This is a genomic window from Caedibacter taeniospiralis, assembly GCF_002803295.2.
Classification (GTDB): Bacteria; Pseudomonadota; Gammaproteobacteria; order Francisellales; family Francisellaceae; genus Caedibacter; species Caedibacter taeniospiralis.
In genome coordinates this window covers 37,252-62,662 of record NZ_PGGB02000002.1, presented here as the reverse complement: position 1 = coordinate 62,662, position 25,411 = coordinate 37,252, and the positions used below count along the sequence as shown (strand labels likewise).

The window sequence follows — 25,411 nt, the reverse complement described above, 5'->3', positions numbered from 1 at the left end:
CAGCCCCAACATAAGGATTCGTTTTGCCTGTGGTTGAGCTTTTAATTCAGCAATATAGTTTTTTTGACGAATCTGATCTAAAGCCCTGCTTGCCAGTTTTTCTAAATTCTCACTGCCATCTTCTTTACCATGCTCCCGCGTGGGAATGCGTAATCTTGCACCCTAAGGTAAATTTTAAAAATCTCATTCCCTAAGCATGCAATCTGATCGTGGTATGTTTTATATTTCATGTTACAATAGCGCGCTTGAAGACTAGCTGACTTACTCATCGACCATGAATTTTTTATCTCATTATTTTGAATTTGCAAAATATAACACCACCCTACGCACCGAGCTTATTGCAGGCATCACTACCTTTCTTGCAATGCTCTATATCATCGTGGTGAACGCCAAAATCCTTTCTCAAGCAGGGATGCCTGAAAACGCACTGGTAACAAGTACTGTGATCATTTCAGCCTTTGCTTCCATTGCCATGGGTCTTTATGCCAGAAACCCCTACGCACTTGCCCCTGCTATGGGGATGAATGTATTTTTTACTTATACCATCGTCAAAGCCTGGGGAATTCCATGGGAGGTGGCACTGGGTGCGGCATTCTGGTCAGGGATTATTTTTGCACTTTTGGCCCTTTTTAACATTCGTACTAAAATTCTTGCGGGAATTCCTGATGGCATTAAGCATGGACTCGGTGCAGGTATCGGAATTTTCATTGCTTTGGTTGGTTTTTATAATGCAGGTTTCATTCATCAAGCGCCTTCAGGGCTCTTGGAAATTGCACCTTTGACCGCAGAAACCTTGATATTTTTGATCTGTTTTTTTGCCCTGATCATCTTCCTTGCCTTTCGCTTTAAAGCCGCTATTTTACTGATGATTATTGTAGGCTGTGTACTTTCTTTTCCAGTGGGTCGCTTATTTGGAGATGAAATTATCATGCACACGCCAACACATATATTCTCACCACCCGATTTTTCGCTTTTCTTCTCAATAGATTGGTTGGGAAGCTTTAAAATTGCGATTATTCCAGCCATATTTACCTTTCTATTTATTAACATTTTTGACAGCACAGGCACGCTGATTGGCCTGGCACAAGCCTCAAACTGGTTTGATAAAGATGGTCAGCCAATTCGTATTAAGAAGTCATTAATTGTCGACTCTTTCGCATCAGCATCATCAGGTCTTTTAGGCAGCTCGCCAACCTCGGTATACGTGGAATCAATTACGGGGATCTCCGTTGGTGGACGCACGGGGCTCGTTGCAGTTGTCGCAGGTTTACTATTTTTACCTTTTTTATTTTTAGCACCTCTGGTAATGATGGTACCTATGTTTGTAGTGGCACCTGCCCTCGTTATTGTTGGTAGTTTTATGCTATGCTCGGTCAAACAAATTCACTGGGATGATCTCTCACAAGTGGTTCCTGCTTTTATGACCATTATCTTAATGCCGCTGACACTTTCGATATCTGAGGGCATTGTTTGGGGTATGATCAGCTGGTTTATCATTGTTCTTATCAAGGATAGAACCCAATTAAAACCAATGCCTGTGATTATCACACTATGCTGCTTTTTGATTATGCTTAATTCATTAAAGGTTCTTTAGCAGACTTTCGGTGTTGACCATATTTTGCCCCCAAGGGCGTATTCAATACACCCCTACGTTTATTCAAATAAACCTGAACCACTAACCCTTACAATATAGCGACCAGTCTCAAGAATGGGGGTAGTGGTCAGGTAAAAATGGACAAAAATTCTGGCAAACCCAGGTTTTCCACATTACTCACTGAAAACACTAAGTATTCGTTTCATCTAAACTTAAAATCCCTGTTGCTGCATCGTATTCAATAATTTCGGCATAACGCGCCCAGCCAATAAAAGTACTGAACACGCGCTGAGCCTCATCATCGCTTAGGTGATCCTCCAACTCAGATAAGAAGCGTGATTCAGGCGCTTTTTTATTTGGTCGCTCCTTCAGTACTTTCACCACGTGACGAGCCAGTGGGATATGTTGCACCAGTAGTTTGGAGAAAATAATCTTACGTTCTTCGATATCGGCATTCATAAACTGTTTACCTAAAGCCGTCATCAAAATATCACCATCTAAAACACTTGCCAGATGAAGCACGGATAATGTTTCAATAATCGGAAATAAATCATCAATATCCAAGCGTACATGATCCGCCAAATCAGGCAGGTCAATCGAACCTTTTGCCTGAAGATCGTCCATTTCTGTTAATAAACCCGTTAGCTCTGATACTTCAGCATCTGGCAAACGGTAGCCAATATTAAGCGCTTTACGCTTATTCATCCGCTCGCTTAACTCTCGTGTTTCAGCTGTCGTCATCATGCGATAAACTTCATCGATTAAATCTTCAACCGCTTCATCATTTGAGTTTCTAGGATGGGCTAAATCAACTTTTAGCTCACCACGAATAAATCCAGGGTTACTGCCAAAAATGATAATTCTATCTGCCGTTAAAACCGCTTCTTCAATATTATGGGTAACATATAAAATGCCTTTCATCGCATCGTTTTTTTCCCATAACTTAAGCAAATCTTCGCGTAAGTTTTCGGCTGTCAAGACATCAAGCGCTGAGAAAGGCTCATCCATCAGCAATAAATCAGGCTGTAGCACTAACGCGCGAGCAAAACCAACCCGTTGACGCATGCCTCCTGAAAGCTCCTTTGGATAAGCATTTTCAAAACCATCCAAGCCAATCATATCAATTGCCTTTAACGCTTTTTCCTTACGTTCTTGAGCCCTTATGTTTCTCGCCTCAAGCCCAAGCTCTACATTCTGTAAAACGGTCAACCATGGCATCAAAGCGAAACTTTGAAAAACCATCGAGATGTCAGGCACTGGGCCTGAAACCTTCTTTTCGCGATAAATAACCTCACCAGTAGTAGGTGCCGTCAGTCCTGCAATGATTCTAAGCAGGGTTGACTTGCCCGAACCTGATTTACCCAGAAGGGCAACAATTTCCCCTTCTTTCATCGTAAAATCAACGTGATCCAAAACAATCAGGTCCTGCCTATCCGATTTTTTAAATGCTTTGGAAACTTTATTAACATTTAAAATTGTTTTTGCTGCCATTTGCTTTGTGCCATGGATTATTTCAATTGCCATATTATTTTTTCACCTTCAAGTATGTAAACTCAGTTACATATTCATGCTAAAACGCTTTTCAGCGTAGTTATACAATCTCCGCCAAAATAGCTTATTAGTCAGTACCACCAGAATACACATCACCGCCACACCAAGCGCGATATTGGCAGTGTGATCACCTGGCGCATTATATTGCTGTGAAATATATGCTCCAATGCCAGAAGCCATAATCACGGAGTCTTTACCCCAGTTAATATATTCACAGACAATGCTTGCGTTCCAGGCTCCGCCTGCTGCGGTTATGGCTCCTGTAACATAAAATGGCATAACCGCTGGAAATAAAAACTTAAACCATTTGACCATGCCTTTTAGTTGCATGTTCTTAGCTGCCATCTTCAACTCATGCGGAATTGCTGAAGCGCCAGCGATTACATTAAATACGATATACCACTGAGTTCCCAATGCCATGAGCACGATACACCAGATATTAAAATTTAGATTAAAGGCAATCACAACTGTTCCAAGCAATCCGTAAAGTACGTTGACAGGAAAAGCGGCAAAAATCTGCGCGTATGGCTGGACTCTTTCAGCCACGGCAGGGCGAAGGCCAATCCAGATACCCACAGGAACCCAAATCATTGAAGCAATGACGATGATCACAAATACACGCAGTGCAGTTAATACACCATAACCAAATACTTTAGCTGTTTCCTGAAAGGTAATGGGTTCCTGTGTATTGACGTAAATAAATCGCCATGCCAAATACAAAAACAAAGCAATGCTCATCACAACGCACAACTGCCAAATCGCTGCCTGCAAACGTGAGTCTCCCTTGCCAATTTTTTGATGCACAGCCTGATTATAACTTTTATCAAGATCCTTTTTAAACCAGGAGATATTGACGAGTCGATTGGCTTGCAACGTCATAAAATAACTAAAGCTTTGCAAGATCGTTGAGCGTTGCAGGAGTTTTAAAAACCATGAGTTTGATCCTGTCTCCTGCTGCATTTCACTGACCACGAACTTCTCTGACCATTTAACAATCGGTCTGAAAATCAACTGATCATAAAGAACGATAACCAATAACATGACGATAATCGCTGCAATCACGGCAGTGAAGTTCCTATCATTATTAGCCTGGTCAATAAACGTGCCTATTCCTGGCAAGTTGATTGCGCCTGATGTACTTGCTGAAAAATTCACGACAATGCTTTCAGAAGCCACGACCATAAACCAACTTGCGGACATTGACATCATCGTATTCCAGATGAGTCCTGGCATTGAAAAAGGGACCTCCAGTTTCCAAAAACGCTGCCAACCAGATAGCTGATACATATCGGCAGCTTCGCGCAATTCTTTAGGAATCGTTTTCAGTGATTGATAAAAACTCAACATCATATTCCATGCTTGTGCCGTGAAGAGTCCAAAAGTAACGGCTAATTGCGCACCCCACAATGAGTAGGGAAAAATAGCTAAAAAACCCGTAACTGTAATTGCCAGAAAACCCAGAATGGGAATCGACTGCAAAATATCAATGATTGGGATAATGATGCTCTCAGCCCGTCTGCTTTTGGCAGCCCAGGCGCCAATGGCAAAGCTAAAAATAAACGAACATAAAAGTGCCATAAACATTCGCACCGTCGTATTGGCTGCATATCCAGGCAAATTCCATAAGTCCATGGAAATATGCTGATACTGTGCAACACTTTGTGAACTTCGGTAATCAACTACCCCACCCAAAGAACTGCAAACCCAGGCCACCACAAAAACTATAGACAGCACAAGAAATAAAGAAAAAAGATCCCATCTACTGGGCAATAACCGCGTGGCAGGGATATTATAGAATGACTTTTCCATTGCAAGATTCAGGGGATATCTTCATGGCGTGAGATTCTACCTGAAGAGCCTTCCAAATGAAACCATCGAATATTTTCTTTTATCGTTACTTTTCATTTCCCATTTACTGCCTGCCAACGCTCAGGGGTACCGACATCACACCAGTTGGCGTGAAAAATTTCGCCTGTTATACACTGTTGTTCAATAAAAGGTTGCCAAATACCTGGCAGGGATACTTTTGTGCCTGTTGATACCTTGTTAAATAGCGCTTTTTTATAAGCACTAATCCCTGTATAGGTATAACTCTGGTTGACTTTATTGATAATTGTACCCGCACTATTTAAGCTAAAATCACCTGCTAAATTGTGCTTAGGGTTGGGAACCAGCACCAAATGTGCAAGCGCCGACATTTGCTGACTGTAGCGCATAATATGGGAAAAATCATAATCCGTCATCACATCGGCATTCACAACAACAAAAGGGTCACTCAACCAGGGAATGGCTCTTTTAACACCGCCGCCTGTATCATACTCATCCAAAGGCTCATACAGATAGCAAATATGAATTCCCCAACGCTCACCAAAGCCGACTTCACTGACAATTAAATCAGCAAGATAGGCAACATTGATAACAAGGTTACTTACCCCCGCACTCACCAACCGCTCTATTTGCCATTCAATGAGTGCTTTGCCGTTCACTTTTACGAGTGGTTTGGGAATCTTATTTGTCATATCCCCCATTCTGCGTCCACGTCCCGCAGCCAATATCATTGCACTAATCGCATGGTTTTCTGTTTTTTTGCTCATTTTAGTTGATTGATTTAGGTTAATTTGATACTAAAAAACACGCTTTCTCTCATCGCCAAGGCAGATTAACGCATAGCTGCAATGTAAATATAGATGGCAAAAAAATGAGCCATACTGCCCGCTAAAACAAAAAGATGCCACAAGAAATGGCAAAACTCGATTTTTTCATCCAGCATGTAAAAAATCACACCACTGGTGTACAGGACACCACCCAAAACAATCCACATTAAACAGGCGCCAGGTAAAGCATTAATAATCTGAACAATAAAACCAATTGCTACCCAACCCATGATGACGTATAAAGTCGTTGATAACCAACCATCACCAAAAAACAGGATTTTATAAACCAATCCTGCTAATGCTGCACTCCAAAGCAGCGTGAAAATAATCCATCCATAAACACCAGACAGGGCAATAAGTGCGATGGGCGTATAAGTTCCCGCAATTAAAAAGTAGATATTCAGGTGATCAATTTTACGCAATATTTTTTTCGCTTTCAGGTTAGAAACCCCATGATAAAGACTTGAGGCGCCATACATCGATATCAGCGTCACTCCAAAAACTGTTACCGCAACCACATTCGTCACAAGCCCTGTACCAACGGCTTTCATGATCAGCATAATCAACGCAGCAATGCTAAACATAGCGCCGACGAAATGGGTCAGTGTATTTAACCATTCTTCACGCCTGGAATATAAGACCTGAGCAGACTTAGTCTGCTCTTGTATTTTCTTTTTTACCAACATAGACTTTGACAGCTTTTCATTTTATTTTAAACGCTGCTATTGTGCGTTATATGCAGGTATTAATCAAAAGTTAATCGCATGTTTACGTGTAAAAGCCATAACCGCCTCCAAGAATTTGGTGGTAACCCACTATACTTCGGTGGGGTTGTTCGCTATTTTGTCATCAAGGATGAAAAAAATAATGAAAATGAAAAAGTCTCCATGCCCAACCATCAAGCTCAGTTTCACGTTGTTGACAATATCTTAGCCTTAACAGGGCAGTGGTGTTGGCAAACCATTGACCAAAGGATACTTGCCAAGATCAAAAATATTAAGCAAAAAATCATGAAGATTGATGTAGAGAAGGTTGGAAAACTTGATACTTCTGGCGCTTATTTCATCTATAAAATCCAACAGCTGTTTCCAAATACCACCATTGTGGCAACAAAGATACAACAAAACCTTATTGATCTGATTCATAAGAACTATACCTCCTATGATAGCCGTTTACAGCCTTTAAATACTTACGAGAAGGTTTATCAAATTGGTGAACAAACAACAAATTACATCAAAGACAGTAAGAACCTTATTGCCTTTATAGGTGCCACCGTCATGAGCTACCTGCAAGTCATTCGTACCCCGTTTGCAACTAAATGGCGCCTTTTACTCGACATCATCATTCAAACTGGCGCGAAAGCTGTTCCTATTGTATCACTTCTTTGCTTTCTCATCGGCATTGTGCTTTGTTACCAGATCGGCTCCCAGCTTAAAATCTATGGCGCCAATATTTTTGTCGTCGACTTGTTGGGCATTTCCTTATTACGTGAATTTGCTCCTTTGATTACGGCGATTATCGTTGCGGGAAGATCCGCATCATCTTACGCAGCTGAACTTGGCTCGATGAAAGTCCAACAAGAAATCGATGCGCTTAGAACATTTGGCATAAGCCCGATTAAGCGCCTTATTTTACCACGCATTATTGGCATGATGATTTCTCTGCCACTTCTTATTGTGGTTGCTGATATCATCAGCTGCATTGGGGGCATGCTCATGGCTAAAGCCTCCCTTGGCATCAGCTTCTTCGATTTTTTGCAACGCTTTTCTACAGCTATATCTTTTAACAACTATTTCACAGGCTTAATCAAGGCTCCTTTTTTTGCCATAATCATCGGCACCGTGGGCTGTTATCGAGGCACGGTTGTAAAAAATAATTCTTTAAGCATTGGTCAAGAGACGACAAAAAGCGTTGTTTACTCAATTTTCCTTTTTCCTTGTTATTGTCGCAGATGCCTTATTCTCAATATTATTTAGCGCAATCGGGGTTTAACATGCCAGAGATCGCTGATAGACAGCCAATCATCGACATAAAAGACTTGGGCACCTGTTTTGATGGTGTCTGGGTGCATAAAGATCTCAACCTTACAATTTACCCACATCTGATTACTGCAATTATTGGTGGAAGTGGTTCTGGAAAAACCACCTTAATCCATGAAATCTTAATGCTGCAACCCGTGACTGAAGGCGAAATTTACTTACTAGGGCAAAAGATTTCTGATCTATGTGATGATGAAGTAAAACGTCGGCAATTTGCCAGCCAAATGGGGATGATGTTTCAAGGTGGTGCGCTTTTTAGTGCATTAACCGCACTTGAAAACGTCATGTTTCCCCTGCAGGAATATACCCGCTTTAGTCGCGATGTTGTGATCGACATTGCTCGCTTAAAGCTTAAAATGGTTGGTCTTAAGGAAGATGCCTACCATAAATATCCTTCTCAGTTAAGCGGTGGCATGCTTAAGCGTGTAGCGCTTGCTCGCACATTGGCTCTTGATCCTGAGATTATATTTTTAGATGAGCCATCCGCAGGGCTTGATCCCCATTCAGGTTATGCACTAGATCAGCTCATACTAAGGCTAAAGCATGACTTAAATCTCTCAATAATCATGATAACCCATGATCTAGAGAGTATTTGGCGAATAGTTGATGAAGTTGTTTACCTTGATGATAAGCGAGTGCTTATTCACGACAACGTCAAAAATGCGGCTAAAATGACACAACACAAAAACTTAAATGATTTCTTTAATGGTGGAAAAACCAATAAGGATATCAAACTAACACTAGGATCACAGCCATGAAAAACAATCGTTATTTTGTTGCAGGTTTGTTTATCATTATCACCACGACCTCAATGATTTTTATTGGATTTTGGCTTGCATTTGGATTAAAAGATGTAAAGTATGACACCTATATTGCACGCTTTAATGAATCAGTTACAGGACTAAATGTTAATGCTGCGATTAACTACAATGGTGTAAATGTCGGCAAAGTGAAAAGCATCAGTATTGATAAAGAAAATCCAAGCATTGTGATTGTCGTGATGCAAATCCAACAGGGCATTCCCATTTACAACACGACTTATGCAAGCTTAGTCCCCCAGGGAATTACAGGACAGGTGTTTATTACTTTGTCTTTATCAAAAGAGCTGACCAAGTTTCTTGTTAAGCCTGCCATCTCTCCACCCTACCCTGTCGTCAATACCAAACCTTCCTTTTTGACGGATATTGTTAATCAAATGAGTACCGTAGCGGAACAGGTCTCCCAAATATCAACACGTGTTGCCAGGATTATCAGTGATGACAATGTTCAAAAAATCAACCACATTGTGGCTAATGTCGAAGATATTTCTAATGCTTTAGCAACCAGCAGCCAAAATATTTACCAAAGTATTGAGTCTTTAAACATTATTCTTAAAAATGCAGCTACAAGCTCTCAACAGCTTAATCAAATTGCGGATAATGTTAATCATGGCGCAAAAGCAGTTGCCAAAGCCTCGGAAGATGTGAGTAAAACGCTTACAAGCTTCAACAATCAAACTCTGCAGGGCGTTAATAATATTCTGCTACCCCAGATTACCCAGACATTGGACAGCCTTAACCAAACGTCAGCTCAACTTTCTGAGCTATTCAAAAAGATGAATCAAAACCCTTCGATGCTCATACGAGGCAAGTTGCCAAAAAAACCAGGTCCTGGAGAAAAATAATGCGTAAATACCTTAATCTAAAAACCCTACAACTTATGACAGCTGCCGCAGGCTTTGAACTCATTAGTGGCTGTAGTATTTTATCGCCTGTTGATTTGCCACAGGTCAAACAATATCAAATTCTTTCTCCCAACTTGCAAGTAAATCAAGCCAACACAGCACAAAAAGCTGGAATTCGAACATCAAATAAGCCATTTGATCTGACTTTGTTTGCCACCCCATTAACAGCCGACTCACCTTATAACTCAACCCAAATGTACTATCGCGAACATAATTTTGAGCTATCAAGTTATACCCAAAACGCATGGGCTGCTGAGCCACAGCAAATGCTTGGTAAAAACCTGTTACAAGCTTTGCAACACTACAGAAGCTTTAAAAGCGTTGTTTCAAGCAATTTTATTGGCTATGCCGATTACCGTCTAACGGGCAATCTAAACCAGCTTACTCAAATCATAGAAGGCAATAATAGCAGAGTCATTTTATCTGTAACTTATACCCTGACGGATGCTAACAGCGGACAGGCGGTCTCAGTTAAGACATTTGCTCTGGAACAGGAAACCAGTGCCGACGCCCAAGGCTTCGCGCAAGCTGCAAATAAGTTAGCAGAACAGTTGGCAAAAACGCTTAATGACTGGCTTCTTTCTCAGCCGCTATCTTCGCAGCACAATAACCCTTTGAAAAAAGGATAACTTAGCATTCGAAAAGGAGCAGTAAATGACCATTCAAAACGGTAGTTTTAGTGTAAACCTATTCAAGTACGCACGGGAATTGGTATATTTTAAAGTACTTGTTCAACAGGGTTCACGTAAAAAAGCAGCTGATGCTCTTAACATTGATATTAAAACAGCGCGCCGTTACTTAGCCGAGCTGGAGTTTGCTATCAAAGGTCCTTTATTAAAAAATAGTGAAAGTGGTGTTCAAAATATTGCCTTAACTCCACTTGGACACAAGCTTTATGCAGTGATTTTACCCAAAATAGAACGCCTAGAAATAGATCTCAGCAATTTTGAATCGATTCGTCAAAATATTGTTTACAGGATCTTGGCATTTCCAGCGGGATACCATTATGCTGCCAAGCTGCTACTAGCAAAATTACGAAAAAAATTCCCACAAATAACCTTTGAAATCGGTGTGATAACACCTACAATGATTGCGCGTTTCGGTGCCCACCTACAGGAACTTGCAGATAGTTTTAACATGCTACTTTTACTCAAAGAACATTTACACTTGCTTGATCAGGATAAATGGATAGTGCTTAAAACAGTTAAAGGGAAGTTCGCATTATATACGAGTCAACCATATTTAGACTCACTAACGCATTCAATTTTAAACCCAAATGATCTTACTGGACTCAACTATCTTGGAAGTCCTCTTGAAACAGGGCAAATTCAATTATTGAAAGATGGCACAACAAAACTAATTCAACTGAACATCGTTTGTAAGATGGGCATGGAGTTTGTCATATTGGAACTTATTCAACAGGGATTAGGTATTGGTATTCTTAATGAAACACTTGTCAAAGCAAGTAGTGATCGAGCTCAATTAGTAAAATTACTACCTGACTGGACAATTTCACGAGATCCAGATGTTATCATTTTGTCTCAAAAAGTGAATGCGGAAATAGACAAATATGTTATTCAGTGCCTAGAGGATGATATGCAACAAGGAGCAGGATTTCTCTAATTACTGTGAGCAATGCAACGGTTTAACCACCCGCTTCACAAGTGAATGGGAATATTTGACAGCTTTTTGTTAAACTCCCCTCCGTTAGCCAAGGAGTGGCTTCAAAGAAGGCTTTTGTAGTTTAAAAAAAATCTAAAGTACGTAACTCCAATTAGTGATTTTTCAAGCTTAGCCTCCCCCTGGGAAAAATTCCTTTTATTCAACAAACTTCCCCACTCTTCAAATCTGTTTTCTGGTCATAAAATGCACTCACCAAATCGAGAAGGTCATTATTGAATCTTCTTTGGTGTAAGCGTAAATCACAACTGATGTTAAAAACATCAAAAACCATAAGGAAAACAGAATGAAGATCACTAAAAAACACTTAAGTTCACTGATGTTAGCAACCCTTCTTGGCGGATGTGGTGGCGGCAGCGAAGGAAATGGCGGAAATGTCACGCCTGCAACGCCATTAAATCTGACATCCGTCATTTCTCTTCCTCAAACCATCGCCTCCGATGCCGATGGCGTAATGGAAATTAAACTAAGCAACCCCGTAACATTGTCTTCAATAGTTGGCGCAGGCACGGTAAGTGATAACACGATGATCATTACAGGATTATCTGACCAGACGAATAAAACAGGTAATGCCAGTGTTGAATTTACTTTGGATCAAACAGCACAGGTCGGCGCGAATAAAGCTTGTTGGAATGGTGTAGTTGGTGCTCACTTAAACCCAGGGGAGAGCTGCTCTCAATTTATAGCTGTAAGTGGTAGTGACAACTCAAGCATCACAGGAAACTTAATATTTTCAGCAAAATCTAATAGCGGTGATATTTCTTCTAAAATCGCCATTGATACACACTTTGTACCGGCGGATCAGCTTGCACTGACTTCAGCGGTATCCTCCTCTAAGGCTGCCAGCATACGTCCAAATGCTCAAACAGAATTTATTTTAAATAACACAGCAGACTCAGCAATCAACGGTACGTACATCGATCTTACGCAGCTACCAGATGCGTTAATTAACGCCATAGATTGGAATACATTAGCAGGTGGTATTTATTACGAGAAGAAAAAACGTATTATTGTTCCTAATATTCCTGCTGCAGGAAGTCAAAAGATTACGTTCTTTGTCAAAGGTCAGGCATCAGAGGTATTAAAAGATGCTAACTTACTTAGTAGTTTAGAGAATAATGGTGCTTTGGAAATCAATGAGCTTTATGTGGGGAGCGCGACGGCAGCCAATAAAGTAGCGCCTGCGCTTACTGCCAGCGATAAACCCTTTGATATGAGTAACAAGGCTGTCTCCATCTCTAAGGGAAATAATGACAGTATTATTCTTACGATTCCAAGCAATGCAGGTAAACTGCGTTTCAACTCTTTAGAATTCTCTGTTGATCATCCGCAATATATTAGCATTATTTCTAGTGTTGGCTCAGGAGACCAGGTATTGCCAGGTGATAGCATCGAATTTAAGGTGTCAGCAGCAAAAAACGCCATCTCAGGAGAGTATCCATTTAACGCTATTTTAAGTGATAGCTCAGGGCACATGTATTCCGTCAATTTAACCGCACTCATTGATGCCAGTACCCAGTTAAGTGTAGAGGAAGATAATCCTGTTGTTTTAAGATCAAACAGCTCGACCAACGCCAAAGCAAGCTACCTGAATATCGTCAATAAAGGCAAATATATCGCCTATCTAGCCGATAAACTAAGTGATCAGTTTAGTGTGGCTGGGGGTGATTTGAAAATTGTTGATAGTCCAATGAACTCCTGTAAAGGTGCTCAGTTGCTACCAGGTAACAGTTGTCAGATTGGTATTCAATCAAGCAATAAAGATGCGGCTTTAGGTACATATAAACTCAATGCCATTGCGAAAAACAACGTTAAATCCGCCACGATTGCGATGATTGATTTGCAAGCTTCTCCGGAGGGTGCCAATGTCATTATGATGCAGTCACTTCCTGCTAGAGTAGCGCCAGGCAACCAGGGCTTGATGAGTTTTAAAATCGCTAATCCTGGTGAAACGATATTGACAATATCAGCCGTTGATTTCAGTGATGTCCATAGTGATGGCGCTTCCTGGGATTGTGGAGATCTTAAAGCAGGAGAAATCATTGAACCTGGTAAAACAAAAGTTTATCAATGTCGTGTGACAGCCACAGAAGGTGTCAGTGTCAACGGAATATTGCGCTTAGCATTCAATAATGACAGCGTAATTTATGCAACACCTGCCTTTAATACTCAATTTGTTGCTTCCTCTACACTTGATACAAGCTTGCAAAGCCTCAATGGTATCAATGTTGACGCCAGCACAGGTCTGGATGTAGTGATTGATAACCAGGGCAGTGTACGTGCGCAAAATATTACGCTGGATTTATCCAAATTGGATGCAGCAATTTACCAGAGTTTCTCAGGTAATGGTTATAATCCTGACACGGGTATTTTAACCTTATCAGGGGATTTATTACCAAAAGCACATAAGCATATCCATCTTGATTTCGCCCTTACAAGCGATAATTTGAATGCACTTAAAAATGCACAGGTTGCACTTAACCAAAACGTAACGAACAAAATAATTGCGCTAAAAAGCAACAATCATGCAACGATTTATCCTGCTGTTTCAGTTTCTACCAGTATTGTGCATTTTGAACCCTCAAGTGTTTCGTATATCGCTCCAGGTCAAAAATACTTAAAACTCACGAATCCAACATCCAAACTGGTTACCTTTACGATTAGTGATCTTCCGCTAGGGATACAAGCGGATAAGCTAAGCGGCGAAATCATGCCTGACGCGGATCAGATTATCACATTAACTGCGGCTCAAGAAGTACCCAACGGTCAACACACAATGAAAGTATCTTTGAACGTAGAAGGGCTCGAAGGGAATGTTTATGAAAGTGATATATCGCTCAATATTGCATCGGCATCATTAACCGCAAAATCTGCATCGGGTTATATCATCATGCATCTGCCTAAGACTCAGGGTGAAACCAGCACAACGGATGTTATTCTTAGCAATAGTGATGATGGCATAGCCAATAATAGCTTTAGTATTTTTGGAATTACTTCAGTGGCTGATGCCTTTGAAGTACGTGATGCCCAGGGTAATGTTGTATCTTCAGATAAGATTGAAATTACCGATAGCACCAAAGGAAACTCCGTCACCAAAGGAGTTGCCGATGGGGCCCAGGCAACGATTGCGCTTATTGCTCACGACAAAGACCTTCCGTCAGGGAATTATGTTTTAATGAGTAAAAAGGTGGGGAATCTGCAAGAAGCGCCTGTCGGTAGCATTTTGCTTAATCCCGCACTGGATAATATGTTGATGACACCAAAATCGCTGATCCCGCAAACTATTTTAATAGGAAAAACAGCCCTAGCTCAAGCTGAGTTCACCAATATTAATACTCACAGTATCAAGCTGGTCAATGTCACTGCTCCCGCGGGTGCTCTGTTTGATACAAGTGCCCCCATGGTCAATGGTAATTTATGGGATGGCAGTCAGGGTGTTACTTTGCAACCTGGTGAAAAGGCCACACTTCAATTCAATGTCACCTTAAGTGACCTAAGTGCAGAGTTTAAGGGCGAGCTTAAGTTTGAGATTGAAGATCTGGAGACTCAAAACCTTATGACTGAAACGATTATGCAGTTTGATACAACGGCGGTAGATAGTCAGAAATCCATGGACTTTGAGCAAGGAAATGTAACCGTAGATTTTATTCCTGATAATACTTCTGTACTTTCCTTTTCATCCACCACAGGACTCAATAATGCCTATGTGGATTTCAGCAATATGCCCGATGAACTGTATCAGGAGATCGCCTTTGTCAAGTTCAATGGCAATAAACTGGTATTACCCGAACAACCAGGCAAAATCATGTTGAGCTACCAGGCTCCCAATCAAAAGGCAAGACTGGACATTGCGCTTAAGTCATCCGCAGCAGAGGCTCTTACAATGTATAAGGATAATCTCGCAGACAATACAAACTCACATTATTTAGCGTTGGGTGCTGCCAATAGTGATGTTACTCACCCTGCTATTTTTGTGGCGAACCAAGCGATCAGTGTTTCACCCGTCACCATTGCAACAGAACAACATACCATTACCTTTACCAATCAGACCAGTCAGGCACTTGAATTAGTTCAGGCACAGCTTGATGACACCCTTTATGGCATCAGCATTCAAAGCAATCAGTGCACAGGCGTCTTAGCTGCCAAACAAAGCTGTAATATCACGCTTCATGCCGATAAGGATGCCTAGCATACAGGAGAGTCTGCTTATCTTCACCTAAACTATAAGGATAATTCAGGGAAAACCAAGGTAAACTCGGCAGAAGTGATAATTCAAAAGAGCACAGCCACAATACAGATACCAACAGTTATGCCCATTTCAGATACGACCGACCTTGAGTACCCGTTGACGGTTACCAATAATGGACCGTTTACCCTTAGAACTTATCAAGGCGCTACTATTGGCTCATATCTTATGATAAATGGCACACACGAGGGGCTGTCACTAAGCTATTCGGATGCCGATGATTCTTGCAGTGTCAAAGACAGTCTTGCCCCAGGGGAATCATGCACCGCCTATATTAAAGTGGCAAAAGATGCGCCAGTAACGACCAGCGCTGTTGAAGTACGGTTATTGGCTGATGAAGTGGGTAACAACCTGCATGAGAATGCCAAAGCAAGCTTTAATACCATAATAACCTCAGAAGAGTTTACGCTGGTGGATAGTGATGATCAGCCACAGACCAGAGCCCTTGAGCTATATAGTAATCCTGAGTTCAAAACGACTATCTGGGTGAAAAATACAGGAGTGCGTTCTGTTACATTAAAAGCAAATGCACTGGAAACTATTGACGCAATTGGTTCTCCTGGCGTATTACTGTCAAGCAACTGTGACGGTAAAACCTTAGGAGTTGGCGAAAGCTGTGCGGTGACTTTAAGCGGAAACTATCCTGCTAATCCTGCGACAGTCAGCTCTTGGGATGCCAGCTACGAATCCAGGTTAGTGGTTAATGCCGAAAATGCCAGCGCACAAAACATTACCATTAATACTAAGATGGTTTATCCCTGGTTGCAGGTAGCTTCTGGTAACAGTACAACCTGCGCAATTGATTATCGGCATAAATTATATTGCTGGGGTAGTGGTGCGTGGGGAGAATTGGGAGATGGAATAGGAAATAAGTCATACATATCTACCCCCACCGCGGTTGTTGCTGGAGATCAGGGTTTTACTCCAGATAATGTCTTATCTGTTTCAGTTGGTCGCCAAAATACTTGTGCCATTACAGATAATCATCAACTTTATTGTTGGGGCAATAATCAATATGGACAGCTCACAACATCTCTAGATGTCACAAGGCAAGCCACTCCTCAAAAAATAAAGGCAGGCAGCGAGGGTTTTAATCCTGACAATGTTATTAGTGTTGCGATAGGTACAGGAGCAATTTATGCTATTAGTCAACAAGGAGACAAGCAATCACTTTATTACTGGGGCGTGTTTGATGTTAATGATGATTTTGCAATGATAGTTAAAAGCACCCCTGTTAAATTAGAATCAGTGGGTTTTGGTGAAGATAGATTTGATTCTGATCATGTAAAAGAAATAAGTGTAGTTCGAGATAGTATTTGTGCCATAACCCTATCCAATAGTTTATATTGCTGGGGAAATCAACGGAATGCTATCACAGGCACAGAATCTAGCACCTTGGCTTATAATCCTGTTAAAGTACCAAGCAATTTAGCATCAGGTTTTGATAGTAGTCACATTAGCTCAGTAAGTTTAGGTTATAATGCAGCATACGCTATTGACTCCAATCACCAGCTATATAGTTGGGGAAATAATATGCTAGGGGCTTTAGGTCAGGGGGATGCGAACACAGGCATTCACTCTCAGGCAACAAAAATTAGTGATGGAACAGAAGGGTTCACGTCAAATCGCATTGCCACGTTAGGATTTTCTGGTGGAGATAAATCACAATGTGCAATTACCTAGCCAGGAGGATTATACTGCTGGGGTTATAACATGTTTGGACAAATAGGAAATAATCAAAACACCGCCAGTTCTGTTCCTGTAAAAGTCCACCCTGGCGAAGGTTTAAAGGTTGATCAGGTAACTCAGGTAAGTTTAGGTCTCTACCATACATGTGCCATTGATATCACCGGCGGCTTATATTGTTGGGGTGATAATTACTACGGTCAGCTAGGAATTAATAGCAGAGACGAGAAAACAACCCCTGTACGCGTTAAAAACCCTTACGAATCCTGATATTTTATACTTTGTTTCAAGCTAAGCTTCCTCCCAGCCGCATTCTAAACTCACAAGTTTGGAATGTATCCGCCTGCAGGTCTTCTGCTTACATAAAGACGGCACCGATCATCTTCCATCTTCCCGCCCACCTGCCGCTTATTCCCCTCTTTTCAAGGGGCTTGCGAGGTAGGGTGTTTTTCAAAGCGCATGGGGGCTTAGCACCATTAGAGCAGGTGGAAATATGGTCATCGCCCAAAAGACAAAAGCGTGTATTGTAGCTGATGCCAGGTTTGTGGTACCTTACGTAACTTCAGTTACGTAACCGCTGGAGAATATCGGATTTATTTTCAAAAGTTTTGATGATTCCAGTAGGGGAAAAGGGGTTAATGCTTTTCTTAAGGTAATAAATGACAAATAAACATGATCACGTTTTCAAGGATTTAATTAGCAATAGAGACTTCGCCGTTTGCTTTTTAATGACGTATCTGCCGGGCGAACGGATATGGAAACAGAAGAATTTTATGATAGAATCATCCACAGTAAACCAAATTTGAAAGGTGATGTTATGACGGTAGCGGAGAAATGGGAACAGCAAGGAGTACAAAAAGGTATACAGCAAGGTCGCTTTTTAGAAAAAGAGCATACAGCTAAAGCCATGCTTACCAAAGGACTCAGTGATGATTTGGTGGTTGAATGTACAGGTCTTGATCGTGGTGCTGTATTGAAATTGAAAAAAGAGTTAAAAAGTAAAACCCAACACTAAATTTTCATTATTGTTGTGTATCCACTATAACCATCATAATAACATTGCTGTTCATCCAGCAAATCTTGAGTCTTAATCACTTCGTTATCCCTTTACCTGAGCTGTACCAGGTTTGCATTAATTGTCATAAAACTACAATATTTATGGGAATTAAACAACACCGTCATCACTTTTTTTATACCTCCCTGAAACACCAAAAGAGCCTTCTTTAAAACCTTAAATAAAAGCTGTTGCCGAATTTTCGGCTAAACAACACAAACTCCCCCTGGGAAAAATTCCTTTTGTTTCACAAACTTCCCCACTCTTCAATTCTATTTTCTGGTCATAAAATACACTCACCAAATCGATAAGGTCGTTATCCAACCTTCTTTGGTGTAAGTATAAATCACACTTGATATTAAAAACACTAGAAACCATAAGGAAAATAGAATGAAAATCACTAAAAGACACTTAAGTGCACTAATGTTAGCAACACTTCTTACAGGCTGCGGTGGCGGTAGCAGCGGCGAAGAAAATATCAGTACCCCCATCGCAGCTCAGGTTACAGGACAGGTTGCGCGTGATGTGCCTATGACGATTCTTTCAAATATTCCAGGGTATTTTGAGGCAACTATAAGTAATTCGGGTCGAGGTGCATCTATTCCTGTTGGTGCTGTAACTTACAACAGTATTCATGTTAATAACATTACTTATCCTATGGTGGAGGGTGTTCAGTTTAGCCTAACCAACACAAATGGGGTGGGAGCTAACGCCAACTGTTATGATCCTGTGACTCAAACAGGTGCAGTCCTTCAGCCAGGAGAAAGCTGCAATATTGCATTTAATATCACCGATACTTCAGGTTTAGGAAAAAATGTCTCTGGAGAAATTGTTGCCACACTGGATGGCGCGACCAACAGTGTGATTAAATACCCGATTTCAATGACTTTTCTGCCTTCTAATAGGATTATTTCTGCAACAGGTCAAACTAAGTGTTATGGGATGGATGGCGAAATACTTTGTACTGAAGCGGAAGATTTTCCAAGACAAGATGGTGAAATCAAAGCAGGTCAATCTCTAGATATGTCATCACGATTCACCGTGAACAATGATACAACCGTTAGCGATAACCTAACAGGACTTATGTGGCAGCAAGACCCTAGTGTTAATAATGAAGGAAATACAGTGGATTGGACAACCGCACTGACAACCTGCATGGAGCTTAACCAGGGTGAATATAGTGATTGGCGCCTACCAAATCGCAATGAATTGCAAAGTATTATTAACTATGGCGCAAAACCAATGGATATTTTAAATGCCTTAGGATTCTCTAACGTTAACAAAGGCTACTGGAGTAGCACAACAGTCATGGCGAATACGAGTTATGCCTGGGCAATAGGATTAACCGATGGTAATACACTTTATGGATTGTTAGAAAAAGCAAGTGACAGCAGGGTGAGAACCTGGTGTGTCAGAGGTGAAGCGGTACCTGACAGCAGTAGTCCTGTACTGCAAACTGGTCAGAAATTATGTTATGGCATAGATGGTGTTGAAAGATCATGTAGTGGCTCAGGAGAAGATGGCGAGCATCAAACAGGTTTGCAATGGAATATTGCTTCACGCTTCAATGATAATAACGATGGGACCGTTATAGATACCTTATCGGGATTGATATGGCAAAAAGATCCCAGCCTTAATAATGAAGGCAACCCATTAAACTGGCGGGATGCCATAAAAACTTGTGCCAATTTATCCTTGGCAGATAAGGATGACTGGCGTGCTCCCAATGTATTTGAATGGATGAGCTTGCTGGATCTATCAGTTACGAATCAGGCTGATCAGCTGAATCTACATACCCCATTTGAAAATATTTCAGGCGGAAATGATGATATAAAAGGAGAATATTGGACAAGTACTACCCTTGCTAATACCGAAAAAAATTCCAGTTACGGCTGGACAGTACGAACCTGGGATGGTGACTTGCATTATGCTGATAAGACCAGCGTAGAGACTGCATATGGAAGTGCACCAAGGAATTTTTACATTATGTGTGTACGTGGTGGGGTGTAATTAATTTGAATAAATATTTATCTAAACCATTACTATTTTAAAAAAAGTAACTATATTCATGCTCATAGCTTAATGGAAACTGCCATCAGGTTATCAGGAAACCAACAAAGACTAGAAGGAAACTAATAATGAATCACAAAAAAATACTCCCCATATTTCTAGGTTTATTGGCATTTGCCAGTAATATCAACGCTAAAGTCTATACACATAACGAATCATTTTACATTACAGTTAAGGATCATCACGGCAATCAAATGGATGCTCAAGATGTGACTTATGGTATTGCAGGTGAAGCTACCACAAATTACTCCATTCCATCTGACCAAAGAAAAGATGCTAAGGATCCAGGATGTTTCACCTACAATGAGAGTGGAAACGCTCAAAATCCGATCCACTGCTTTTGGGAAGTAGGAAGAAAAGGCAACACAGATGCTGCAAGTTTTTTCAACAAAAAAGTTGGCAATAATTACTCTGCAGTCATGTCAGGAGGACGTGATGCTGATTTTCATCCTGGAAAGCCTTCATCTAAACTCAATTTTGCCTGGTCAAGTGTGCTTGAGTTTAATGTTTATGATGATCAATTTTGTAGCACAGTGCCTACAAATAAATGGAGCGAAGTTCAGGTTCCTGTGAGGCAATATTATCTCAATTATACCTTAGGACAATCAGGCGAAAATCTGACGCAGATAGCACTGAATTTAGGAAAGAGTATCGTTGTCAATAAAATTCACGATGCGTTGTGCGAGGCTGGTTTTGAAGAAGGTGCTGTAAAAGATTGGTCATGCGGTCTATGGGCGGTTTCTGACTGGGTAAATACAGTAGATAGTTTCATTACTGCCTGGGATAACCCCTGGATTTTGGGCTTGCAGACCCTTTCAGGAAACGAGACCTCGAATATACCTCCAAGTCTGAGTGCAGGTTATCTAACAGATTACACCACTGATGGCAGCACGCTAAAAACCGCCTTGGTTGCGCGCCTTGTATCCAGAGACAGCGGTAAAGAGATGCCGCTTTATAGAGCGAATGACCCAGATGGCGATTTCTTAGTATATGCAACGACAAACGAACAGGACATGACCGCAATAGATCTTATACTTTCCAGGAAGCTAACAAAGTATCTATATACAGGACAACCGATGAATTGTGAAAGTTTGAATGAACACCTGGATAGCTTTCACTAGTCTTATCGTCTAAGGAGTAATTCATATGATGCACATTACAAAAGCGTTAACGCTGGTGACTGCTTGCTTAATAGGAAATGTATATGCAAATGACAATGCTATACCATCACAGCATGCTAAGGAGAATACGCAATTACAAACAGTAAAAATGGATAACCAATCGGCACCTCATCAGAAAGTTCCTGCCAGCACTGACTTGCCTCAGGCATATCCAATTAATAGCATCATTATCAAGTTGAAACCAACAGAGGAGCAAAAGCACCTTTTGGAAACTGCTGTTAACCCCTATACAGGGAAAATGACCAAAGCGTCAAAACTCGCTGCACAAATGGCTGCTGTAAAATTACAAATGAATACTCCTGTCTCAACTGAACTATTAGATCAGTTATTTAAGGCTTCTGGGATTCACTTTACAGATAAAGGAACTATGAGTACTGGAGCGCATATTCTGGAATCCAGCACCGAATTAACCATGAAACAGCTAAATCAAATGCGCGAGCTTGAAGGGGTTCTTAGCGTTGAAGCTAATCCAAAACTTATCCCAATGAGCGAACCTGTTGGAGGTGGCAGTGTCACAGCGCCCAATATAATGCAATGGTATATGTATGGAAAATATGAGCATCCCCTAAGAGGGATTAGTTATGGTGCTAATATTTTTAATCAGCAGGATGAGCGACTATTTGCCGCAGAAGGCGAAGGAGTCACCGTTGCCGTACTTGATTCAGGGTATACAGCACATCCTGATTTTATGAGTCAGCTACAGCGATTGAGTAATCATCCAGGAGTTTACGGTTATCGCTTTATGTACGATGCAACACGCCCTGATGCTTTAAGTGACTTAAATGATGGGCAACCCAACATTCATGGAACTCAGGTTATTGGCGTTATTGCAGGGCAAAAAATACAGGGAAATGGGGTACTTGGCGTTGCTCCAAAAGCAATGATTGTGCCTGTTAAAGTCCTTCCTACTTATAGCAGTAATTTCATTGATGGTATGCTATGGGCAGTAGGGATGCACCCGACTATTGACAACCCTAACCCCGCACAAGTATTGAATATGAGCTTTGGAACTTCACCAGTTCCTGAACAAAATCTTTGGGAATGTGATGTAATCTCCCCATCATTAGAACAAGCAGCATTAGCTGTCTTGGATGCCAAAGCAGTTGCTGTAGTTGCTGCTGGCAATCTAGCATTACCTACTAAATATAATCCATTAACGACTTGTTCTGGAGTAATTACCGTATCTGCGCTTGGGCAAAACGGGGATCTTGCAGGCTACTCAGCCTCTGATGATACCGTTGAAATTGCAGCCCCTGGCGGCGATGGAAATAATTTCTACACTACTTTTTATAGCAATGGCAGTTTCACCTATAAAAATACGTCAGGTACTTCATTTGCAACACCCATGATAAGCGGCATTATTGCCGATATGCTATCAATCAATCCTGATTTGACACGTGATCAAATAGTCAAAATTTTACAAGAAACTGCAACTCCTTTTGATAATGACAAACAGCGGTGTCACTTTAGTGGTGAGCAACCACTTCTCTGCCTTGAGACAGGAAGAGTCAATGCCGCTGCCGCGATACAAAAAGTGGAAGAAATAACCCTGGAAGCAGAAAAAATGGAGAGCATCAAATGAATATTGTTAGTGAGGCACCTGCTATAGCATGGGCATTCTTTTGTTATTACCTAAGCACGTTTCTAAAACATGTGCGCTTATTCAATAAGAAAATTGGAAAATGGGGAATAGTCATATTGAGTATTTTTTTTGCTCCGTATGTTGGAATAACTGCAGAGAAAAACAGCTCAAGTGTTGATATTCCAGTCACTCTCACCAATCAAAGTAGTATCGATTTTTATTGTTCAGGTCTAGTGATTGAGAAAGAATTAGCCTCAAAGTACAAACTCGAATCAGGGCAAAATTTGAAAGCAGAAATCTCTCCAGAGAATCATTCAGGCATGTTACTTAATTGTTGGCCACAATTCTTAAATTACCAATTTAAAATATTGGATGAAAATCACACCTATATTAGCTTTGATGTAGGGGAATTTTCCAGACTAGATTACTATACAATAAGCGTTAGCTGTACTGCTCGTAATGGTGAAAGAATTGAGAAGTATGCACTAAAGAAAGGAGGAAAAAACAGCAATCCATCGTGCTTAGAAAAATCTCCCATTCAACTCTTGTTTTCTGATACAGAATAGGAGCGACTAATTACTGTCCCGACAGTCTGTTTTTGTCTTTTCGGCGGTTTAAAGCTCGTCTTAAATTTCACAGAAGCGCTGCCAAGGCATTATCATGCAATCGCATCAATCAATGCTTTGAAATAATGAGGCAAGACGCCGCGATCATACCAGCACAAGGATGTTTCATGATCATAAAACCAATGCGGGTTTGATATGACTACCCTTTTGTGGTCACAATACTGCTGATAAAACTGCTTGGTCACTACCGTATATCCCAAACCCAAACCAACAAGTTGTGCTAGCTGGTCTGGTGAGTTAATAAAATGTCGATCCTTACGTGCATTTTCTAGTAAACAGTATTTTGCCAAATATGAAAAAGTAATATTGTCACTGGGATCAAAATCCACAATATTTTCATTGGCTACCACTTCGAAAATGGATTTACTCTGCCATTCTTTTGGCACAATAAGCACATAGCGCTCAGGCTGAAGTGATTTGGTACACATTTCCTTTGAAACGTGTTTGTTGCTGACAACCGCCAAATCAACCTGCCCCATCCTTAGCATCTCGTGTCGTGCTTCAATATCATGGATTTGCAAATGCAATCTTAATTGTGGATAGATCTTGGCAATTGCTGACGCAGGTTCAACAATCCGTGTCTTCATTAAGGTTGAAGAAGAGACGATTTTAATCGGAATGATATGATTGCTTTCAGTCATATTCAAACTGTGCAAATAACTATTTTCCAGGTTTTGCATGTCATGGCAGTATCTTAATAGTATCTGACCTTCAGCACTCAACTGCATGCCTTTTCTGGAACGAATAAATAATGACACGCCCAGCTTATCCTCAAGCTGTTTGATTCTTTGTGTCACCGCCGTTTGGGTTAAAAAAAGTGTCTCTGCCGCCGCGTGCACGGTCTTATTTTTTTCCACACTTAAAAAAGCTTGTAATAATGGACTTAGCCTAATCATGGTTCAATTTAAAATGCCTTTGGATAAGCCCAGCATATCGCTGATGGGATAAAAACTCCAGGGAGTTAGCGGCAGACATCTTTGAGTGATGACGTAAGCTTCGCCCATTTTTCTGCGGTAGGGTGGATCAGTGTAGCGCATCCACCGACGTGCACCACGGACCCCACCGTCAGTGAAAAACTGTCCGCAAATTACTGGCAGGAGTTTTTGAATGTGTCTAACGCGCTTTGAGCTTGATAAGCTAATTCATGGAATTGCTGTAAGTTTTGCTCAATCTGTGCATCTACGGCATCAGCGATGGCATGCTCTTTTCCTACTTCTTTCGCATGCACTGCCTGCATTGGCGTACGTGCTATGATGTTTTTTAAATCATTGACAATAAACAAAACCATCTCGTGCTTGCCTTGCATAAAGCTTTGCATGGTTTCTTGATAAGTTTCTGCCAGATAGTGCACGCTGATCAGGTGCATTCGCATATTAAAAACAAGATCAAGGCAGATTTCCATCAGCAGCTGTTTTGCTTTACTGAGCTTTTTCTTATTGAGTTCGACCGATTTTTTGAGACTCAACAGTAGGGTGCCTCGGGCCTCATGATAAATTTTGTATATCCATACACAAAATCGAATCGGCTATCCTCGGCGGTATAAATTTTGCCCGGGCCGTCCGCCTCCTCGGCATGTCCTCACAAATTCGCTACGCTCATTCCGAACGGACAACACTCCTCCGATTCTACTCTACGCCTTGGGTAAAAGCTGTTTCACAGACTTCGCTCTGGCGCCTTCGGCACGTCGCTTGCTGATCAACAGCGCAAGGCTACCCGGGTCTACTC

The 25,411-nt window shown here is 41.1% G+C and carries 19 protein-coding genes and 1 pseudogene; 14 read left to right on the top strand and 6 right to left on the bottom strand.

The window, feature by feature from the left end; genetic code table 11:
- Positions 1-274 precede the first annotated feature (274 nt).
- Positions 275-1,594, top strand: a complete 1,320-nt coding sequence (locus CU053_RS01145; RefSeq protein ID WP_233263302.1) for an NCS2 family permease — start codon at positions 275-277, stop codon at positions 1,592-1,594.
- A gap of 189 nt (positions 1,595-1,783) precedes the next feature.
- Here CU053_RS01145 and CU053_RS01140 read toward each other — a convergent pair whose 3' ends face one another.
- The 4 genes from CU053_RS01140 to trhA form a co-directional block, all read right to left on the bottom strand.
- Complete coding sequence (locus CU053_RS01140; RefSeq protein ID WP_100551247.1) at positions 1,784-3,085, bottom strand: ABC transporter ATP-binding protein; 1,302 nt, start codon at positions 3,083-3,085, stop codon at positions 1,784-1,786.
- Positions 3,086-3,151: 66 nt separating this feature from the next.
- Complete coding sequence (locus CU053_RS01135) at positions 3,152-4,954, bottom strand: ABC transporter permease (protein WP_100551217.1); 1,803 nt, start codon at positions 4,952-4,954, stop codon at positions 3,152-3,154.
- Positions 4,955-5,046: 92 nt separating this feature from the next.
- On the bottom strand, positions 5,047-5,739 hold the full coding sequence (locus CU053_RS01130; protein WP_100551216.1) for a nucleotidyltransferase family protein: 693 nt from the start codon (positions 5,737-5,739) through the stop codon (positions 5,047-5,049).
- Positions 5,740-5,804: 65 nt separating this feature from the next.
- Positions 5,805-6,485: a PAQR family membrane homeostasis protein TrhA gene (gene trhA, locus CU053_RS01125; RefSeq protein ID WP_100551215.1), complete on the bottom strand. Its 681-nt coding sequence runs from the start codon at positions 6,483-6,485 to the stop codon at positions 5,805-5,807.
- 78 nt (positions 6,486-6,563) lie between these two features.
- Here trhA and CU053_RS01120 point away from each other — a divergent pair, with 78 nt between their 5' ends.
- From CU053_RS01120 to CU053_RS01060, 13 genes and pseudogenes are all read left to right on the top strand, one after another.
- A complete protein-coding gene (locus CU053_RS01120; RefSeq protein ID WP_100551214.1) occupies positions 6,564-7,775 on the top strand; it encodes an MlaE family ABC transporter permease in 1,212 nt (403 codons plus the stop codon).
- A 17-nt stretch (positions 7,776-7,792) separates the two neighbouring features.
- Positions 7,793-8,596 carry an ABC transporter ATP-binding protein gene (locus tag CU053_RS01115; RefSeq protein ID WP_100551246.1) on the top strand — a complete coding sequence of 268 codons (804 nt, stop codon included), beginning with the start codon at positions 7,793-7,795 and terminating at the stop codon, positions 8,594-8,596.
- A complete protein-coding gene (locus tag CU053_RS01110) occupies positions 8,593-9,501 on the top strand; it encodes an MlaD family protein (RefSeq protein WP_100551213.1) in 909 nt (302 codons plus the stop codon). The genes CU053_RS01115 and CU053_RS01110 overlap by 4 nt, the downstream gene beginning before the upstream one ends.
- Positions 9,501-10,190, top strand: coding sequence for an ABC-type transport auxiliary lipoprotein family protein (locus CU053_RS01105; RefSeq protein WP_100551212.1), 690 nt, complete (start codon positions 9,501-9,503; stop codon positions 10,188-10,190). Before CU053_RS01110 ends, CU053_RS01105 begins: the two co-directional genes overlap by 1 nt.
- A gap of 25 nt (positions 10,191-10,215) precedes the next feature.
- A complete protein-coding gene (locus tag CU053_RS01100; protein ID WP_100551211.1) occupies positions 10,216-11,184 on the top strand; it encodes a LysR family transcriptional regulator in 969 nt (322 codons plus the stop codon).
- Positions 11,185-11,527: 343 nt separating this feature from the next.
- Positions 11,528-15,430 carry a hypothetical protein gene (locus CU053_RS01095; RefSeq protein WP_100551210.1) on the top strand — a complete coding sequence of 1,301 codons (3,903 nt, stop codon included), beginning with the start codon at positions 11,528-11,530 and terminating at the stop codon, positions 15,428-15,430.
- A gap of 120 nt (positions 15,431-15,550) precedes the next feature.
- A complete protein-coding gene (locus tag CU053_RS01090; RefSeq protein WP_100551209.1) occupies positions 15,551-17,170 on the top strand; it encodes an RCC1 domain-containing protein in 1,620 nt (539 codons plus the stop codon).
- Positions 17,171-17,185: 15 nt separating this feature from the next.
- Positions 17,186-17,443 (top strand): annotated as a pseudogene (locus tag CU053_RS01085) (hypothetical protein); the annotation flags it as partial.
- 484 nt (positions 17,444-17,927) lie between these two features.
- The gene (locus tag CU053_RS01080) at positions 17,928-18,188 is read left to right on the top strand and encodes an RpnC/YadD family protein (protein ID WP_100551207.1); all 261 of its coding nucleotides are present in this window, start codon (positions 17,928-17,930) and stop codon (positions 18,186-18,188) included.
- A gap of 429 nt (positions 18,189-18,617) precedes the next feature.
- Positions 18,618-20,237: an Lcl C-terminal domain-containing protein gene (locus CU053_RS01075; RefSeq protein WP_100551206.1), complete on the top strand. Its 1,620-nt coding sequence runs from the start codon at positions 18,618-18,620 to the stop codon at positions 20,235-20,237.
- 128 nt (positions 20,238-20,365) lie between these two features.
- Positions 20,366-21,418: a hypothetical protein gene (locus CU053_RS01070; RefSeq protein ID WP_100551205.1), complete on the top strand. Its 1,053-nt coding sequence runs from the start codon at positions 20,366-20,368 to the stop codon at positions 21,416-21,418.
- 25 nt (positions 21,419-21,443) lie between these two features.
- Entirely contained in the window at positions 21,444-23,060 is a 1,617-nt protein-coding gene (locus CU053_RS01065; RefSeq protein WP_100551204.1) for a S8 family serine peptidase, read from the top strand.
- The gene (locus CU053_RS01060) at positions 23,057-23,626 is read left to right on the top strand and encodes a hypothetical protein (protein ID WP_100551203.1); all 570 of its coding nucleotides are present in this window, start codon (positions 23,057-23,059) and stop codon (positions 23,624-23,626) included. The genes CU053_RS01065 and CU053_RS01060 overlap by 4 nt, the downstream gene beginning before the upstream one ends.
- A 92-nt stretch (positions 23,627-23,718) precedes the next feature.
- Here CU053_RS01060 and CU053_RS01055 read toward each other — a convergent pair whose 3' ends face one another.
- Complete coding sequence (locus tag CU053_RS01055) at positions 23,719-24,582, bottom strand: LysR family transcriptional regulator (RefSeq protein WP_100551202.1); 864 nt, start codon at positions 24,580-24,582, stop codon at positions 23,719-23,721.
- A 191-nt stretch (positions 24,583-24,773) separates the two neighbouring features.
- Positions 24,774-25,151, bottom strand: coding sequence for a hypothetical protein (locus CU053_RS01050; RefSeq protein WP_100551201.1), 378 nt, complete (start codon positions 25,149-25,151; stop codon positions 24,774-24,776).
- Positions 25,152-25,411: the final 260 nt, after the last annotated feature.